The sequence below is a fragment of the Wolbachia endosymbiont of Anopheles demeilloni genome, from assembly GCF_018491735.2.
Taxonomy (GTDB): domain Bacteria; phylum Pseudomonadota; class Alphaproteobacteria; order Rickettsiales; family Anaplasmataceae; genus Wolbachia.
Window position 1 is genome coordinate 895,964 of sequence record NZ_CP084694.1, and the last position, 15,249, is coordinate 911,212.

19 protein-coding genes, 1 tRNA gene and 1 pseudogene are annotated in these 15,249 nt (G+C 33.3%); 7 read left to right on the forward strand and 14 right to left on the reverse strand.

Going from position 1 to position 15,249, the window contains the following annotated elements:
• The first annotated feature begins 83 nt into the window (after nucleotides 1–83).
• On the forward strand, nucleotides 84–749 hold the full coding sequence (locus JSQ73_RS04730; RefSeq protein ID WP_458694696.1) for a WD_0033/WD_0034 family tandem repeat-containing protein: 666 nt from the start codon (nucleotides 84–86) through the stop codon (nucleotides 747–749).
• A 79-nt stretch (nucleotides 750–828) separates the two neighbouring features.
• Here JSQ73_RS04730 and JSQ73_RS04735 read toward each other — a convergent pair.
• A pseudogene (locus JSQ73_RS04735) lies at nucleotides 829–1,211 on the reverse strand (IS4-like element ISWosp8 family transposase); the annotation flags it as partial.
• A gap of 510 nt (nucleotides 1,212–1,721) precedes the next feature.
• Here JSQ73_RS04735 and JSQ73_RS04740 point away from each other — a divergent pair.
• Nucleotides 1,722–2,474, forward strand: coding sequence for an ankyrin repeat domain-containing protein (locus JSQ73_RS04740; protein ID WP_214249973.1), 753 nt, complete (start codon nucleotides 1,722–1,724; stop codon nucleotides 2,472–2,474).
• 102 nt (nucleotides 2,475–2,576) lie between these two features.
• Here JSQ73_RS04740 and tyrS read toward each other — a convergent pair whose 3' ends face one another.
• Nucleotides 2,577–3,839: a tyrosine--tRNA ligase gene (gene tyrS / locus JSQ73_RS04745; RefSeq protein ID WP_214249940.1), complete on the reverse strand. Its 1,263-nt coding sequence runs from the start codon at nucleotides 3,837–3,839 to the stop codon at nucleotides 2,577–2,579.
• Between the two features lie 230 nt (nucleotides 3,840–4,069).
• The gene (rsfS, locus tag JSQ73_RS04750) at nucleotides 4,070–4,387 is read right to left on the reverse strand and encodes a ribosome silencing factor (RefSeq protein WP_214249941.1); all 318 of its coding nucleotides are present in this window, start codon (nucleotides 4,385–4,387) and stop codon (nucleotides 4,070–4,072) included.
• A 128-nt stretch (nucleotides 4,388–4,515) separates the two neighbouring features.
• Here rsfS and JSQ73_RS04755 point away from each other — a divergent pair, with 128 nt between their 5' ends.
• Genes JSQ73_RS04755 through JSQ73_RS04765 form a run of 3 tightly spaced genes read left to right on the forward strand, consistent with a single transcriptional unit; the run spans nucleotide 4,516 to nucleotide 6,374 of the window.
• Nucleotides 4,516–5,115, forward strand: coding sequence for an AAA family ATPase (locus JSQ73_RS04755; protein WP_214249942.1), 600 nt, complete (start codon nucleotides 4,516–4,518; stop codon nucleotides 5,113–5,115).
• Nucleotides 5,108–5,596, forward strand: coding sequence for an RNA pyrophosphohydrolase (locus tag JSQ73_RS04760; protein WP_214249943.1), 489 nt, complete (start codon nucleotides 5,108–5,110; stop codon nucleotides 5,594–5,596). Before JSQ73_RS04755 ends, JSQ73_RS04760 begins: the two co-directional genes overlap by 8 nt.
• Nucleotides 5,586–6,374 (forward strand): TatD family hydrolase, encoded by a 789-nt coding sequence (locus JSQ73_RS04765; RefSeq protein ID WP_214249944.1) that lies wholly within the window; start codon nucleotides 5,586–5,588, stop codon nucleotides 6,372–6,374. Before JSQ73_RS04760 ends, JSQ73_RS04765 begins: the two co-directional genes overlap by 11 nt.
• Before the next feature lie 5 nt (nucleotides 6,375–6,379).
• Here the strand turns inward: JSQ73_RS04765 and mdh are convergent, their stop codons facing one another.
• The 7 genes from mdh to JSQ73_RS04800 are packed head-to-tail and all read right to left on the reverse strand — an operon-like array spanning nucleotide 6,380 to nucleotide 10,158.
• Entirely contained in the window at nucleotides 6,380–7,324 is a 945-nt protein-coding gene (gene mdh, locus JSQ73_RS04770) for a malate dehydrogenase (RefSeq protein ID WP_214249945.1), read from the reverse strand.
• A gap of 3 nt (nucleotides 7,325–7,327) precedes the next feature.
• Nucleotides 7,328–7,903 carry an NADH-quinone oxidoreductase subunit C gene (locus JSQ73_RS04775; RefSeq protein ID WP_214249946.1) on the reverse strand — a complete coding sequence of 192 codons (576 nt, stop codon included), beginning with the start codon at nucleotides 7,901–7,903 and terminating at the stop codon, nucleotides 7,328–7,330.
• 1 nt (nucleotide 7,904) lies between these two features.
• Nucleotides 7,905–8,408 (reverse strand): NuoB/complex I 20 kDa subunit family protein, encoded by a 504-nt coding sequence (locus JSQ73_RS04780; protein ID WP_214249947.1) that lies wholly within the window; start codon nucleotides 8,406–8,408, stop codon nucleotides 7,905–7,907.
• Nucleotides 8,399–8,752 (reverse strand): NADH-quinone oxidoreductase subunit A, encoded by a 354-nt coding sequence (gene ndhC / locus JSQ73_RS04785; protein WP_214249948.1) that lies wholly within the window; start codon nucleotides 8,750–8,752, stop codon nucleotides 8,399–8,401. Before ndhC ends, JSQ73_RS04780 begins: the two co-directional genes overlap by 10 nt.
• 17 nt (nucleotides 8,753–8,769) lie before the next feature.
• Nucleotides 8,770–9,138, reverse strand: a complete 369-nt coding sequence (locus JSQ73_RS04790) for an HIT domain-containing protein (RefSeq protein WP_214249949.1) — start codon at nucleotides 9,136–9,138, stop codon at nucleotides 8,770–8,772.
• Nucleotides 9,139–9,144: 6 nt separating this feature from the next.
• On the reverse strand, nucleotides 9,145–9,426 hold the full coding sequence (locus tag JSQ73_RS04795) for a hypothetical protein (RefSeq protein WP_214249950.1): 282 nt from the start codon (nucleotides 9,424–9,426) through the stop codon (nucleotides 9,145–9,147).
• Nucleotides 9,427–9,429: 3 nt separating this feature from the next.
• Nucleotides 9,430–10,158 carry a hypothetical protein gene (locus tag JSQ73_RS04800; protein ID WP_214249951.1) on the reverse strand — a complete coding sequence of 243 codons (729 nt, stop codon included), beginning with the start codon at nucleotides 10,156–10,158 and terminating at the stop codon, nucleotides 9,430–9,432.
• Between the two features lie 184 nt (nucleotides 10,159–10,342).
• Here JSQ73_RS04800 and JSQ73_RS04805 point away from each other — a divergent pair, with 184 nt between their 5' ends.
• Together JSQ73_RS04805 and JSQ73_RS04810 are read left to right on the forward strand one after the other, a co-directional pair.
• Nucleotides 10,343–11,719 carry a UDP-N-acetylmuramoyl-tripeptide--D-alanyl-D-alanine ligase gene (locus JSQ73_RS04805; protein ID WP_214249952.1) on the forward strand — a complete coding sequence of 459 codons (1,377 nt, stop codon included), beginning with the start codon at nucleotides 10,343–10,345 and terminating at the stop codon, nucleotides 11,717–11,719.
• A gap of 48 nt (nucleotides 11,720–11,767) precedes the next feature.
• The gene (locus tag JSQ73_RS04810) at nucleotides 11,768–12,718 is read left to right on the forward strand and encodes a complex I NDUFA9 subunit family protein (protein WP_214249974.1); all 951 of its coding nucleotides are present in this window, start codon (nucleotides 11,768–11,770) and stop codon (nucleotides 12,716–12,718) included.
• An 8-nt stretch (nucleotides 12,719–12,726) separates the two neighbouring features.
• On the opposite strand, the gene JSQ73_RS04815 is transcribed toward JSQ73_RS04810, so the two are convergent.
• From JSQ73_RS04815 to rpmF, 4 genes are all read right to left on the reverse strand, one after another.
• Nucleotides 12,727–12,800, reverse strand: a tRNA-Arg gene (locus JSQ73_RS04815).
• 142 nt (nucleotides 12,801–12,942) lie between these two features.
• Nucleotides 12,943–13,899 (reverse strand): beta-ketoacyl-ACP synthase III, encoded by a 957-nt coding sequence (locus JSQ73_RS04820; RefSeq protein ID WP_214249953.1) that lies wholly within the window; start codon nucleotides 13,897–13,899, stop codon nucleotides 12,943–12,945.
• A complete protein-coding gene (gene plsX, locus JSQ73_RS04825) occupies nucleotides 13,892–14,929 on the reverse strand; it encodes a phosphate acyltransferase PlsX (protein WP_214249954.1) in 1,038 nt (345 codons plus the stop codon). The genes JSQ73_RS04820 and plsX overlap by 8 nt, the downstream gene beginning before the upstream one ends.
• 8 nt (nucleotides 14,930–14,937) lie before the next feature.
• The gene (rpmF, locus tag JSQ73_RS04830; protein WP_214249955.1) at nucleotides 14,938–15,120 is read right to left on the reverse strand and encodes a 50S ribosomal protein L32; all 183 of its coding nucleotides are present in this window, start codon (nucleotides 15,118–15,120) and stop codon (nucleotides 14,938–14,940) included.
• Nucleotides 15,121–15,249 lie beyond the last annotated feature (129 nt).

Below are 15,249 nucleotides of genomic sequence, written 5' to 3' on the forward strand. Positions count from 1 at the left end.
ATTTACTAAAAGTTCTTATCACTTGATATACTAAACGATTTCCAACAGGTGGAGGACGCACTTTAACACTGCTTAGCCTAGCTATACATAGAGACAATAATGAATGTGTTAATTCTATTTTAGAACAAGCTCAAAACAATGGTATACTACAAGATATTCTTACTACTGCATATATTATAAACTATCAAAATGGTTTGATGTACACCTTAACATCGCTTGGTTTTGCCATACATCATAATAAGGGAAGGTATATTAATGTTATTTTAACAAAAGCCCAAGAAAATGGTATATTACAAGATATTCTTGCTTCTAGAAATATTGTACAGTATTTAAGTATTATAGCGTATACTTTAACGCCACTTAACTTTGCTATATATAAAGGCAATAACGAATGTATCAATTCTATTTTAATACGAGTTCAAAATAGTGATACACTACGAAATATCCTTACTTATAAAGATATTGTGCAGCTTCCAGGCGTGACGTATGTCATTAAACCATTTGCCTTTGCTATATATAAAGGTAATAATGAATGTGTCAATTCTACTTTAATACGAGCTAAAAATAGTAGCATGCTACAAGATGCATTTACTGAAGTAAGTACTGTACTGTTTCCATATGGTAGATATACTTTGAATGCTTGTGAGCTAGCTGTAGTTGTTAATGAGAACAATGCTAGTATTAGGACTGCATTAGATAATGTATCTATTTCTTCTAAGTATGTTAGAGAAAATAGCAAAGTTAATTAATTTCTTAAGTAACTCTTTCTTGCAAGTACTACTTTTTTATGTATCTGTTCAGGCAATGGCGTTAACTTAAGAGAATAAATTAGCAAGCTCTCCTAAAGGCATGATGGCGTTTAGGCTTATCTACTTTATTGCAGCTATACAATCTTCACGTTAACTTTAGTCCGTATACTTAAAAAGTGCTTGGAAATTTTTTGGTTCCAACAAGCACCTGATAAAGTTTCTGTCTCGTTACACCAAATAAAACTGAAAAATTTAAACGATACTCAGCAATTTGATCTGGGTTCCAAGGCTCTTGTGCATCACACATATGAAGTATTGCACATGACCAAGTTTGCACAAAATTCTTGTTTCTAAATTTATCCCAGAAAAATTCTCTAATTCTGCTTCTACTTTGAGTCGTTTATAGCACTCCTCTATGTGACACCTTAATAGATAAGCTTTACTGATATCTTCTTTATTGAAATAAAATAGAAACCAAAGGTCCTATTTTTTATAGTATTTTATTCCTTAACATCTTTCCTTAAGTTGACGCCATTGGGCTTTGTTGCATCGCTATCTACGATGGATAAAAGATAAAAATGTAGAATATCAATAGCTTATTATTCTAGCATTTATAGTAAGGACAGTCAGTAAATATCTAAATTTAAGTAAAAGAAGTTTTACTATCATTTACTAATCTAGCTAGAATTCAAGCATTTCAATGCTTTAGCTATTTTAAGTAGAATTAAATTTATTAGTACAAACAATAAATTACTATTCTTAAATTTAATCAGATTGATTGCAAAAAATAAGATTTTCAATAAGCTGCTTGTATAGTTAGCCTTTCATAGGTAGTGATGCAACAAAGCCCGCTGGAATCTAGTTCATATTATATATTTATCTGATAAGTTCCATGTATGTGTAATTTATTTAAATTGACTTCTTATCATATAATTAAATACATTATTGAAAATTAAAGGTAAGGTTATAGCAATGGAAATTTCAAATTGGCACGAATTATTGAGTTTAGTTAATGTTGACAAAGATTTAAGCAAAGATAACGTAATTGAAAAAATACAAAATGAGCTGAAAAGATATTCAAAGGAATATGAAGAGTGGGAAAAGTCTGGCTTTGATATAGATTATGTGTTTAAAGATGGTGAAAAAGCGACTCTTTTGCACTTAGTGGCTTCCTTTAACCTAGAAAATATAGCGAAGGCTCTTATGGAAAAAAGGGCAAATGTTAATGAAAAAGATGTAAAAGGAGATACTCCTTTACATAATACTACTTATCTTGATAGTATAAACATAGCAAACGCTCTCATAGAAAAAGGTGCAGATGTTAATGCAATAAATATATGGAGAAGGACTCCTTTACACTATGCTGCTTTATTTCGTAGTATGGCCATAATAGATGCTCTTGTAGAAAGAGGTGTCAATGTTAATGCAGTAGATATGTGGGGAGAGACTCCTTTATACTATCTTAATAGTCCAGCAATTAAGAAAGGGTGGATTGCCGATGGAGTAACTGCATTATTAGGTACTGCTATATCTATAGCACTTTTTACAGCCGGAGCAATTACAGCTGAGTTAATACCTATAGTTATAGCAGTAGTTGCAATTACAGCAACAGCATTAATAGTTGGCAATGCTATATATAAATTGTCAAAGCCTGACACTCAAGTTGATAAACCAATCTCAGCAAATCGACAGCAAGAAACTGCTAGCGATAGTAGGGTTGCCTAGCGATTCTGCCACAGTGTCAGCTGCTTCAATGATATCCATTTGTCCCTATAATTGTCTTTTTTTGGCTACCTTATTTTGCTATTCTTCTGAACAGAGACAAATTTACTTTCTTACTTCACTCACTAAAATTTTAATATGGTGTTTCTTTCCTGCAGATAATTTGATAAATGGCTGACCTTCAAAGCTTTCAGAGTTTATTGTATAGTTAACATCGTTTATAGTATTATCATTAACTTTACATCCATTTCCCTGTATTAAACGCTTTGCCGCACCTTTTGAAGGTTCAAAACCGGTGTCATGAAGCAAGTCTATCAGGAGTATGCCATTTGCAACTTGTTCTCTTGTGATAGTGTAACCAGAAAGCAATGAACTATCTTCATTTTCAAAAGCAGAGATTGCAGCAGATCGTGCAAGTTCAGCTTCTTTGCAACCATGACATATTTTTGTCACTTCTGTTGCCAAGACCTTTTTTGCTTCATTTATTTCTTGATCCTTCAAGGACTCTAGTTTTTTAATTTCATCAGTTGGTAAATCAGTGAAAAGTCTCAAGAAACGACCAACATCTTGATCATCAACATTGCGAAAATATTGCCAGTAGTCATAAGAATTTAGCATGCTGCCATCAAGCCATACTGCCCCACTTTCAGTTTTCCCCATCTTTTTTCCTTGTGCGTTTAATAAAAGAGGTGTGGTAAGACCAAACAGCTCAGGTAAATTAAACTTTTTGCTAAGTTCAATTCCGTTTACTATATTTCCCCATTGGTCTGACCCTCCAATCTGGAGACGACAGCCATACTTTTTATTCAACTCGACAAAATCATAGGCTTGTAACAACATGTAATTAAACTCGAGAAAGCTTAGATTTTGCTCCCTATCTAGCCTAATTTTCACACTATCAAAGCCTAACATGCGATTTACAGAAAAATGTGTCCCTATATCACGCAAAAAGTCTATATATTTTATGTTATCTAACCAATCTGCGTTGTTTACTATAATTGCACCAGTTTTTCCATAATCGAAAGATATCATCTTCTCGAGGGTTTTCTTTATACCAAGTATATTTTGATTGATATCTTCTATCAGCAAGACGCTTCTTGCTTTGTCTTTACCAGATGGGTCACCAATTTTTGTTGTGCCACCTCCAAGTAGAACTATTGGCTTATAACCGAATTTTTGTAGGTGACGGAGCATCATGATTTGAATGAGACTGCCAATATGCAAACTTGGTGCCGTACAATCAAACCCAATGTATGCAATTATATAATTATCTTGTGATAATAGCTGGTCTAACCTATCAATGTTTGTACATTGATATAGGTATCCTCTTTCTTGAATGAAGTTTAAAAACTCGGATTTATGTTTCATAATATGTTATTTTGTGTGTAAACGGTGTTGTTAACGATGGCGTCATTCCAGTGCTTGACGCTGGAATCCAGTTTGTTATGAAATTTCATCAAAAATGTTGTATAGTGTGCTCGTTTATGATTAAGTTTTCTAGATTTCAGTGTCAAGCACTGGAATGACACAACCAACTTCATAAGGGTTGCCTTCAAAATTACAACATTTGAGCAAGTGTATACCAGCTACCTGGATAATCAATTCCATAACTCTTCTATCTTATAATATTCTCTTACTTCTGGCCTGAATAGGTGAACCATTATACCTTGAAAATTCACAATCACCCAGTTACCTTCATCCATACCTTCTACATCTATTTTATCATATTGCTTGATATTTTTCATCACGTGCTCAGCTAATGCTTTTACATGGCGGCTCGAATCACCGGATGCAATGATCATATATTTTGCAATGACAGTTTTATTCTGTACATCAAAAGTAACTATATCTTGACCTTTGTTTTGATCTATTACATCTACAATTGTATTTTTTATTGATTCTGTATCACCATTCATTATTCTAAATTATATAATTTATCTGTAATGATACACTCAAAATTTCTGAATATGAACTATTTTTGATATGTTTCTAGTGTAACGTTTATAATACATATATTTGTAATATATGATAGTTTTCTGATGGTATGATCATTTACTTAATCGGATTTCCCGGTAGTGGCAAACTTACGATTGCAAAAGAGCTGTGTAATATTATTGATGGGGTGATAGTAGACAATAACCTGTTTAATAATACCATATTTGATATGATTGATTTCAGAAACGCTGAGGTTACAAGTGAAATATGGGAAGAAATTTTTGTGATTAAAGAGAATATGTTAGCAATATTGGAAAAATACCATATAGAATCAAAGCATTATATATTTACAAACGAATTGATAAAAGGTGATTCCTATGATCAAAAAGTATATAACTCAGTGGTGAATTTAAGTAAAAAAATGAACGTGGAGATTCTCCCTGTGGTGTTATATTGTAATAGTGGAGAACTAGTAAAGCGCGTTCAATTAAAGGAAAGAGAGCAGGAGAGAAAAATTACTGATTCAGATTTTGCTATAAGAAGAATTAAAGGAAAGAAACTATTTATGCCTCAAGGTTCACTTGAAATTGATAACTCAAACTTAAGCGCAAAAGAAGTTGCAAAAAAAATTGTTGAAAAAATGAATAGTAAAAAAGTAATTGGAACTTCTATGATAGATAATTTAGCAATAGAGAGTATTTGTGATTAGTGAGGAGCAAGAGTATCGCCCTTGTGTTGGCATAATGTTATTTAACAAACAGGGAAATATTTTTATTGGAAAACGTTTTGATAGTGACTCTTATTGGCAGATGCCACAAGGAGGAGTTGATGAAGGTGAAGAGCTAGAGCAGGCAGCGCTACGTGAGCTATTGGAGGAAGTTGGTACTGATGAAGCAGAAGTTGTGGCTCAAAATAAAGAGTGGATATATTACAACTTACCCGAGGAAGTTATACCGATATGCTGGAATGGGAGATATTTTGGCCAAAAGCAAAGGTGGTTCTTAATGAAATTTTGTGGGAAGGATAAGGATATTAATATTAACTATACTGATCATCCAGAGTTCAAAGAGTGGCGTTGGCAAAATGTGGATGATTTGGTAGCCAGTGCCATACCGTTCAAAAAAGAAGTTTATAAAAAAGTGATAGAAGAGTTTTCTTCTATCATAAAAGGATCTATTTATGATAGTTGATTCTCATTGTCATCTAATTTATTTTTCTTATGATGAAATACCAAAGGTAATTTCAAGAGCAGAGCAAAATGGTGTGAGAATTTTGCATAACATATGTATAAGCATTAATGATATCCCTAAATTATTAAAAATCTCTTCATCCTATGATCAAGTCTACTGCTCCGTTGGTATACATCCGCTTGATACTACTGTGGAAAAAGGTGAGTGTATAAATGCTGATGAATTGATTGAATTTACTAAGGGCAAAAAGGTAATTAGTATCGGTGAAACCGGATTAGATTTTTATAAATCTGATAACAAAATCAATCAAAAAAAAAGTTTTGCATCACACATAGAAGCGGCAAAAGTAACAGGATTACCTTTAGTTATTCACACTAGAAGTGCTGATAGTGAGATGATTGATATGTTAAATTCAGAAATGAAGAAGGACGCTTTTAGTGGAGTAATGCATTGCTTTGCTTCTTCTAAAGAGCTTTCTTATAAGGCTATGGACTTGGGATTATACATTTCATTTTCTGGAATTATTACTTTTAAAAATGCGAACTTACTAAGAGAAATTGCACAAAATGTGCCACGTGAGCGTGTTTTAGTTGAAACTGATGCACCTTACCTGTCACCTGAGCCTTACAGAGGAAAAAAAAATGAACCGGCAATGGTGAAATACGTTGTGAATTGTTTAGCGAAATTATGGAATGAATCGCCAGAAGAAGTAGCAAAAATAACTACAAATAATTTTTTTAGACTGTTTACAAAACTTGAGCTCAAAGAAATTATATAGGACAATTAATTTAGCCGACAAAGCTCTTCCACTGCATTTACAGATTTATTGAACATCTCTTGTTCACTATCATCCATCTTAACTTCTAGAATTTTCTCAACTCCATTTTTGCCAATAATAGTAGGAACACCAATGAATAAGTCTTTCACACCATATTCACCATTAAGATAAGCAGCGCATGGTAATATAAGCCTTTTATCTTTTAAGTATGATTCTAGCATGCTTATGGCTGAAGATGCAGGAGCATAGTATGCAGATCCAGATTTAAGTAGATCAACTATTTCTTTTCCACCATTACGAGTGCGCTCAACTATTTCATCAACTTTTCCTCGCGTAATCAAACCCATCTCAATGATTTGGGTAAGTGGAATGCCAGCAATTGAAGCATAATTGATTAGTGGTACCATAGTGTCACCATGTCCTCCAAGCACAAAAGCAGATACATCTTCGACAGAAATATTTAACTCACTTGCAAGAAAATAACGAAAACGAGCAGAGTCAAGCACTCCTGCCATACCAACAATCATATTAGTTGGCAGGCTTGAAGATTTGTATACTACTGAAACCATAGCATCTAAAGGATTGGTAACCACTATTACAAATGCGTTTGGAGAATGTTTTTTAATATTTTCCCCAACCTCTTTCATTACTGCAGCATTAGTTTGCAGAAGGTCATCTCTGCTCATTCCAGGTTTTCTGGCAATGCCAGCAGTTATTATAATTGCGTCAGAGTTTTTTATATCTTCATACCTATTTGTACCAGTAATATTGACATTAGATCGATCAATAGGAGATGATTCTGTAATGTCAAGTGCTTTACCTTGTGGTATTTTATCGCTTACATCAAGCAAAATAACATCTCCTAGCTCTCTTAGTGCAATCATATGGGCAAGTGTTCCACCGATATTTCCTGCGCCAATCAAAGATATTTTTTTTCTTTGTGCTGTCATTTTCTACTCCTTTATATTTACTTTTGTGGCTTTACTACCTTCCCAAGGAGATAAGCTGTCAAACATACGAAAATCTTGCGGTAAGTCTATAGGATTATATACAACCTTTTTTGCCTCTATATCGTATCTTACTTCCTCGTAGCCAGTGAGAGGAAAATCTTTTAACATTGGATGACCTTTGAATCCATAATCCGTTAAAATCCTACGTAAATCTGGGTGATTAGAAAACTCTATTCCATACATATCAAATACTTCACGCTCAAACCACGAAGCTGCGTTAAATATCTTTGCTGCACTTAGAGGTATATCACCTTCACATAACTGAAGCTTTATGTGCACTCTGATATTGTGCACAAGGCTGAGCAAATTGTATATTAGCTCGAAACGTTTTTTTCTATCTGGGTAATCAACTCCAAAAACGTCAACTAATAATTCAAGCCTACACTTTTCATCATCACGTAGAAAGAGTAAGTGATTTTCAATGTCATTCAAAGCTGAATATATTACAATAGTGCCATCATTTTTCTGAATACATTCACATTTAGTCTTTTTTTGTATGTATTTTGCAGTTTTATCCATTCTATATATTCTTAGTTCGTTTTATTTTATTTTGTAGACATAGCATTCCATATAGTAACGCCTCAGCAGTTGGAGGGCATCCAGGAACATATACATCAACTGGCACAATTCTATCGCAACCACGGACTACTGAGTAAGAATAATGATAATAGCCACCGCCATTTGCACAACTTCCCATAGAGACGACGTATTTGGGGTCCGCCATTTGATCATAAACTTTACGCAATGCTGCTGCCATTTTATTAGTTAACGTGCCAGCAACAATCATAACATCTGCTTGCCTTGGGCTTGCACGAAAGATTATGCCATATCTATCAAGATCATAACGACTGGATGCAGTGTGCATCATCTCTACTGCGCAACATGCAAGACCAAATGTCATTGGCCACAATGAACCAGACCTTGCCCAGTTCATTATATAATCTATTAAATCGCCAAATTTAGTGATAAGAAAACCTTCTTTTTTGCAACGATTCCAGTCGCCATTAGATAAATTTACTCCCATTCCAACGCACCTTTACACCACTCATAAATAAAGCCTATAGTAAGTATAGCAAAGAATATCATCATAGACCAAAATCCGCAATAGCTTATTTTAGATAAAGAAACGGCCCAAGGGAAAAGAAAAGCAATTTCTAAATCGAATATTATGAACAATATTGCAACTAAGTAAAATTTTATGTCGAAACTTTTTCTGGCTCTTGATAAAGGATTAAAGCCACATTCATATGTAGAAAGCTTTTCACCATCTGGGTTACTGACTGCAAGAAACATAGGTAATACACCTAAAGTAAAGGATACTACAATTGATACACAGATAAAAATTAATATGATTAAATATTCACTCATTTAAAAAACATATAACACTATGAATTTACATGCTTTCCTAATCTTTTACCACCTAAAATATGTATGTGAAAGTGAGGTATAACTTGCTCTCCATCTTTACCGTGATTAGTAACTAATCTATATCCTGTTTTTTCTAAGTTATATTTATGTGCTATTTCTCTAACAGTTTTGAAAAAACTTACTATTTCCTCTTCGGAAGCTTTCAGAACAAAATCATCGTATGAAACGTATTGAGCTTTTGGTATAACTAGAATATGAACTGGTGCATCAGGATACTTATCACGAAAAGCTAGCACATTTTCATTTTTGTGTGTTTCCTCATAAGACAACTCACCTCTTAATATCTTAGCAAAGATATTAGTGTCATCATAAGCTGTACTACCCATACTTTATTAAATTCCTGGTCCTCTTCTATTTTGCTTATGATTTGGTGTAGAAGGTGGGCTTATTGCTGCTTCGCTAGAAGAATCTTCAAGACTTGAAACGTCTTTTAGCTGTATATCTTGTCCACGTAAAACTGACCCATAATCCATTTGGTGTCTTTTTGAAAACGTTTCTATTCTATTTGCCCTTCTTGCAGCAATAACTTCTGGTTGTAAATGATACATATCTTCAGGAACAGTTAGGCTATTATACCTTTCCTCTATTTTAACTTCTTTCATAACGCTCTCCATAATTTATTTCCCCCTACCTCTTATGCTTTCGCAACTTTCAAAATCTTGTTTAATAGCTTTTTGCCAATTATCTGAAATTTTCTCTGATGACTTTTCTTTATCCATAGGCCTTACAACTTCCTGTGACTTTTGCTTTTTACTATCATATCCACTATACAATTTTTCTGCAATACCATACAGCAATTTCCGATCTCTGTGAACTTTAAACTCTCCACCAGTAATTTTTGCTTTGAGATCACAATCAATTTTATTATAAATTCCTTCAAGAGCGTACTTTTTCATTACTTTTTCATCTATACCTGGATTTTTATCTTTTATTTCTTGGATAATCTTCTCAACATCGACTTCAATTACAATTTTATTTTCTTCTCTAAAAATAGTTATATTTGGCAGATCTTTCCTTATTTTATCTAATTTCTCTGGATTCAAGTAAGGTATATCCCCCGTTAAAGTTCTTGACGCTAAAAAACTTACCTTACCTTTTTCTTGTTTTGTTATTTGTATGCTAAGGTACTTACTAGCTTCTGTGGTTTTTATAGGTTGGTCATATTTCTCTTCTTCTTTAGGTACATCACTCACAGCCTTTTTTAATGAAACTTTAGCATCATGCTTCATTTCATTAATTGAAGCAAACGGTTTCTTTATAGGATAAATAAGTGCTTTAGGCACAAAAAAAAACAAACCTTTTATCTTAGCCAAAATAGACTTTTTATTTAACTCATCTTTTGCCATACATAACTCCAAGTCACTTTCTACAATCAGATAGTAAAGTACACCCAATTATAGACGAAAATATTTAAGCTTGTATATTTATTATAAGATGAAATTATAGAGATAGCAATCATTATTTGTACATGACCAAAGTATGTAGTATTTTTGCTGCTTTTCTTGTTCAAATTACCTTTAAAGATAAATTATGTTAAAATGGAACGCAAATAATATTATCGATGCTACTGGCGGAAGAGGGGAGGGTGTTTGTAATTCGGTGTATAGCTCAAATATTTCAACGGATACAAGAAGCATAAAAAAAGGTGATTTATTTATTGCTCTCAAGGGAAAGAAATTTGATGGGCATGATTTTCTACATGAAGCATTTTTAAAAGGAGCTGTTGCTGCGGTAGTAAGAGAAGATAAATATAGAAATTTTCCTCTAATTATTGTGCAAGATACTCTAAAAGCTTTGCATAATATGGCATCATATTACATTAGAAATATTCTTGTTAATGCTAAAGTTATCACAATTACAGGTAGTGTTGGGAAAACCACTACAAAAGATATGCTTAACACTGTTTTGTTGCATTATGGAGTATCTCATGTAAATGAAGGTAATTTGAATAATAATATAGGATTGCCTTTTACGATTCTAAAAGCACCAGAAGACTGCGAGTATTTAATCCTTGAAATAGGAATGAGTAGAGCTGGTGAAATAAAAGAGTTATCGGAGATTAGCAATCCGGATATTGCAGTTATTACCAACATTGAACCTGCGCATGTTGAAAATTTTTCATCTCTACTTGATATTGCGCAAGCAAAATTAGAAATTCTACATGGTATGAAAAATAATGGTACTTTGGTTTTGAATAAGGATAATGAACATTATGATTATCTCTTATCAAATGCTAACAGAAATGTAGTAAGCTTTGGTAAGAATGAAAGTGCTACTGTTTGTTTGTTAGACCTAATAAGAGACGATAACGGTCTAAATGTAAAAATCAAACTGAACAGTGGTCAAATTATGAAGTGTAATTTACCTTTAAAAGGCGAACATTTTGCATACTCTGCATTAGTTGTTACAGCAGTTTTGCAAAGTCTTGAACTTGATTTATCTAAATTACCACTAGCACTTGAGAATTTTACTGTAACAGAAGGTAGAGGTAATGTTCATCAAGCTAAATACAATGGAAAATTAGTACATTTGATTAACGACTCCTATAATGCTAACCCTACTTCAATGAAGGCTGCAATAAGAACTTTAGGTACATATTCTAATTTAAGAAAAGTGGCACTACTTGGCGATATGTTAGGACTTGGTAATGAAAGCATAGTATTTCATACAGAATTGCTTGACTCTATAGTAGAACAAAATGTGAATAAAGTTCATATAGTTGGTAAATTTATGTTAGAATTGAATAAACTTTTACCGGAGAATATAAAAGGCATGCATTTCGATGATTCTAACCAATTGAAAAGTAATTTAGCTAATATTGTTCAAGGTAATGATGTAATTTTAGTTAAAGGTTCTCATGGAATGAGAATGGACCTTATAGTGCAGGAATTCACAATAGAATATTAAATAAAACTATTGTATTAATTTAAAGTTAAGTTATTGGAAGTTTTAACTGTGATAAAACGTATAGTTATTTTTGGTGGAACGGGATTTATAGGAAAACACATCGTAAGACGCTTGGCAGCGGCGGGGTATTTAATAGGAATATTTACTCGTGATCAGGAAAAAGCTGCTTGTCTGAAGTTATGTGGAAATTTAGGACAAATATCAATAATTGAAGGAGATTTTTTTAATGAAAAATCAATTTTAGAAAGTATGGAGGGGTGTGATGTTGTTATAAATTTAGTAGGAATATTATATGAAAAAAGAAAATACGATTTCTATGACGTTCATGTTGGAGTAGCTGAAAGAATAGCAAAAGCTGCGCAAATAAAAAGTGTATACATGATGATACATTTTTCTGCCATGGGAATAGAAAATAGTAAGCTGTCAAGATATGCCCACAGTAAATTAGAAGGTGAAAAAGCTGTAACTTCAGCATTTCAGGGAGCAATAATAATTAAGCCAAGTCTCGTATTCGGTAAAGAAGATAGTTTCTTCAATAAATTTGCAAGATTAGCAACAATTCTTCCTTTTTTGCCGTTAATCGGTAGTGGAATAACGAAGTTTCAGCCGATATGTGTAACAAACTTAGCTGAAGTGGTATACCGTATTATCAGCTTTAATAAGCAAGATAAAAAAATTTATAATATAGGTGGACCAAAAATTTACTCTTTTAAAAGCTTATTAAAGTTTATTCTGAATGTGACTAACAGAAAGTGTCTACTGATCAATGTACCTTTTCCAATGGCAAGATTGATAGCCTTTTTCTTAGAAAGTAAAGTTGTTTCTGTGCTGTTAAAACCTATAACCGGAGATGCAAGCCCTATACTTACTCGAGATCAGGTGAAAGTTATGATGAGTAGTTCAATCGAAAAGTCAGATGATCTCGGAACAATGAAAATTAGACCACTAGCAATTGAAAATGTGGTACCAGAATACTTGAAAATTTATCGAAAGCATTGATAGAAGAATGTGCCCGGTAGGATTCGAACCTACGACCCACAGCTTAGAAGGCTGTTGCTCTATCCAACTGAGCTACGGGCACACATCATATATAAAATGCTTCTTAGTACACATGAAGTCAAGTATTTCTTGTAAATATAATGTTTGTGATAATATCTCAAAATTTTGTCAGTACAGCATGTAACGATAAAACTGAGAAAAAAGAAGCGTGGGTAATAGGAAGTTTAATAGCGCAGTAACACAGAACCCCATGTCAGGCCTGCACCTATTGAAATCAGCAGTACCAAATTTCCTGATTTTATTTTTGATTCTTGTATTGCATAGTCTAAGGCCAGTGGAATTGATGCTGCTGAGGTGTTTGCATGCTTATCAACGGTATTAATCACTTTCTCTATAGGAAAATCTAATTTCTTTACTACTGCTTCAATAATACGAATGTTTGCTTGATGGGGAATTAACCAGTCAATATCAGTAATCTTCAAACTATTGCATTTTAGAGTTTCCTCTACTGAGGCTGTTAATTTCTCTACTGCATGTTTAAACACTTCTCTTCCATTCATAAGTATCTTTCCAGAATCACGAGTAGAGGATATTCCTCCGTTTGTACATAATAAGTCCACATTGCCATCAGAGTGTAAGTTTGTTGATATAATGCTACTGATACTCATTTCTGATTTCATTATCACTGCACCAGCACCATCACCAAAGAGTACACAAGTTGACCTATCTTCCCAATCAACAATCCTAGACATTATTTCAGCACCAATAACAAGCGCGTATTTAATTCTATCGTTAGACTTTATAAGTGAATCAGCAACTGTAACTGCATATATAAAACCAGAGCATGCTGCTTGTACATCAAAAGCAAATGCGTTTTTACACTTTAATTTACTTTGTATAATCGTTGCACAGCTAGGAAAAGTTTTGTCAGGTGTTGTTGTTGCAACTATGATCAAACCAATTTCATCTATTGAAATTTTCGCTTTTTCTATAGCATTTTTCGCTGCATTAACAGCTAAATCTGACGTTAATTCTCCTTCATCTGCTATATGTCTTTGAACTATTCCTGTTCTTTGCCTTATCCATTCATCGTTTGTTTCAACTATCGATGCAATTTCGTTATTACTCAAAATTTTTTTTGGTAAGTAAGAACCAGTGCTCAATATGAAACTTTTATTCAATATGACTTACCCCGTTAATTATCTTCTGGTTCAAATTTTCACTGATTGCATTTACTGCAAATTTTATAGCGTGAGCAAAAGAAATAGCATCAGAATTTCCGTGGCTCTTTATAATGATACCATTTAGCCCTAAAAACATAGCTCCACTTCTAATTTTAGGATTAAAACGCTCTAATGCTTTATTTAGCTTGGGTTTCAACAATATGCCAACAAGCATTTTTTTCATCCATGAATTAAATACTTCCTGTTTTATTAGACTGATAAAAGTACCAGCAGTTGCCTCAGCTGTCTTGAGCATTACATTACCAACAAAACCATCAGCAACAATTACGTCTATATTACCATCTAAAAATTCACTTGCCTCTATATATCCTTTGAAGTTAATACTTGGAGCATTTTTGAGTAACTCAAAAGCTCCTCTTACTGAGTCAGTACCTTTCACTTCCTCTGTACCAATGTTTAGCAAAGCGACTTCAGGATTTTCAACTTTTAATGCTATTTTTGCAAATATACTCCCCATTAATGCAAATTGAAATAATGAGTCAGTATTACAGTCAACATTTGCACCAAGATCAAGCAATGCAAAGCTTTTTGTCTTAGTTGGACAGACAGATGCAATAGCAGGACGATAGATATTGGGTAATGTTCCTAAAATAAATCTGGAGATAGCCATCAATGCTCCAGTGTTGCCTGAAGACACCATCCCAAAAGCTTTACCTTTTTTCACTGCTTCAACAGCTGCCTTCATACTTGAATCTTTGCGATGTTTAAGTGCAAAAGAGGGTTTATCATTTGGAAGAACATTATCAGAGCAATGGGTAAATTCGGAGTTATCGCTTACTTTTTTGTATTTTGAAAGTAAAGGAGATATTTCTTTCTGATCTCCATAAATATGAAAAAAAACTTCAACACCTGGGTCAATAAGATTATCCAAGAAAAAACTAGCACCCTGAATTACGGAAAGAGGTGCAAAATCCCCTCCCATAGCATCAAGTGCGATAACTATGTTGTTTTTGACCGTGGGTAACATATCATGAGTTACTCCGCCTTTTGTTTAATGAAAATACGATTTCCTTTGTAACTATTGTCAACTGCTATGTTGTGAGGCAACATGAATTCTCCAGTTGTTGCACATACCACAATATTCTTAGGCTTAATAGCATGATGAGAACGATGCATATTACGCTTTGAATTTGACTTTTTTCTCTTCGGAACTGCCAAAACTTACTCCAATTCAATTATATAACACAATTTATTGGTAGCATGTTTTTTACAAGAAGTAAATAGCGAAATAAGTAAGTTTTTCTTATACAATTCAGTCTTATAAACTTAAACTTAAGCATTTTGGTC

Coding starts and splice junctions, on each gene's coding strand:
- JSQ73_RS04740 (WP_214249973.1), top strand. CDS start 1,722: ATGGAAATTTCAAATTGGCACGAATTATTGAGTTTAGTTAATGTTGAC.
- tyrS (WP_214249940.1), bottom strand. CDS start 3,839: ATGAAACATAAATCCGAGTTTTTAAACTTCATTCAAGAAAGAGGATAC.
- rsfS (WP_214249941.1), bottom strand. CDS start 4,387: ATGAATGGTGATACAGAATCAATAAAAAATACAATTGTAGATGTAATA.
- JSQ73_RS04755 (WP_214249942.1), top strand. CDS start 4,516: ATGATCATTTACTTAATCGGATTTCCCGGTAGTGGCAAACTTACGATT.
- JSQ73_RS04765 (WP_214249944.1), top strand. CDS start 5,586: ATGATAGTTGATTCTCATTGTCATCTAATTTATTTTTCTTATGATGAA.
- mdh (WP_214249945.1), bottom strand. CDS start 7,324: ATGACAGCACAAAGAAAAAAAATATCTTTGATTGGCGCAGGAAATATC.
- JSQ73_RS04775 (WP_214249946.1), bottom strand. CDS start 7,903: ATGGATAAAACTGCAAAATACATACAAAAAAAGACTAAATGTGAATGT.
- JSQ73_RS04780 (WP_214249947.1), bottom strand. CDS start 8,408: ATGGGAGTAAATTTATCTAATGGCGACTGGAATCGTTGCAAAAAAGAA.
- ndhC (WP_214249948.1), bottom strand. CDS start 8,752: ATGAGTGAATATTTAATCATATTAATTTTTATCTGTGTATCAATTGTA.
- JSQ73_RS04790 (WP_214249949.1), bottom strand. CDS start 9,138: ATGGGTAGTACAGCTTATGATGACACTAATATCTTTGCTAAGATATTA.
- JSQ73_RS04795 (WP_214249950.1), bottom strand. CDS start 9,426: ATGGAGAGCGTTATGAAAGAAGTTAAAATAGAGGAAAGGTATAATAGC.
- JSQ73_RS04800 (WP_214249951.1), bottom strand. CDS start 10,158: ATGGCAAAAGATGAGTTAAATAAAAAGTCTATTTTGGCTAAGATAAAA.
- JSQ73_RS04805 (WP_214249952.1), top strand. CDS start 10,343: ATGTTAAAATGGAACGCAAATAATATTATCGATGCTACTGGCGGAAGA.
- plsX (WP_214249954.1), bottom strand. CDS start 14,929: ATGTTACCCACGGTCAAAAACAACATAGTTATCGCACTTGATGCTATG.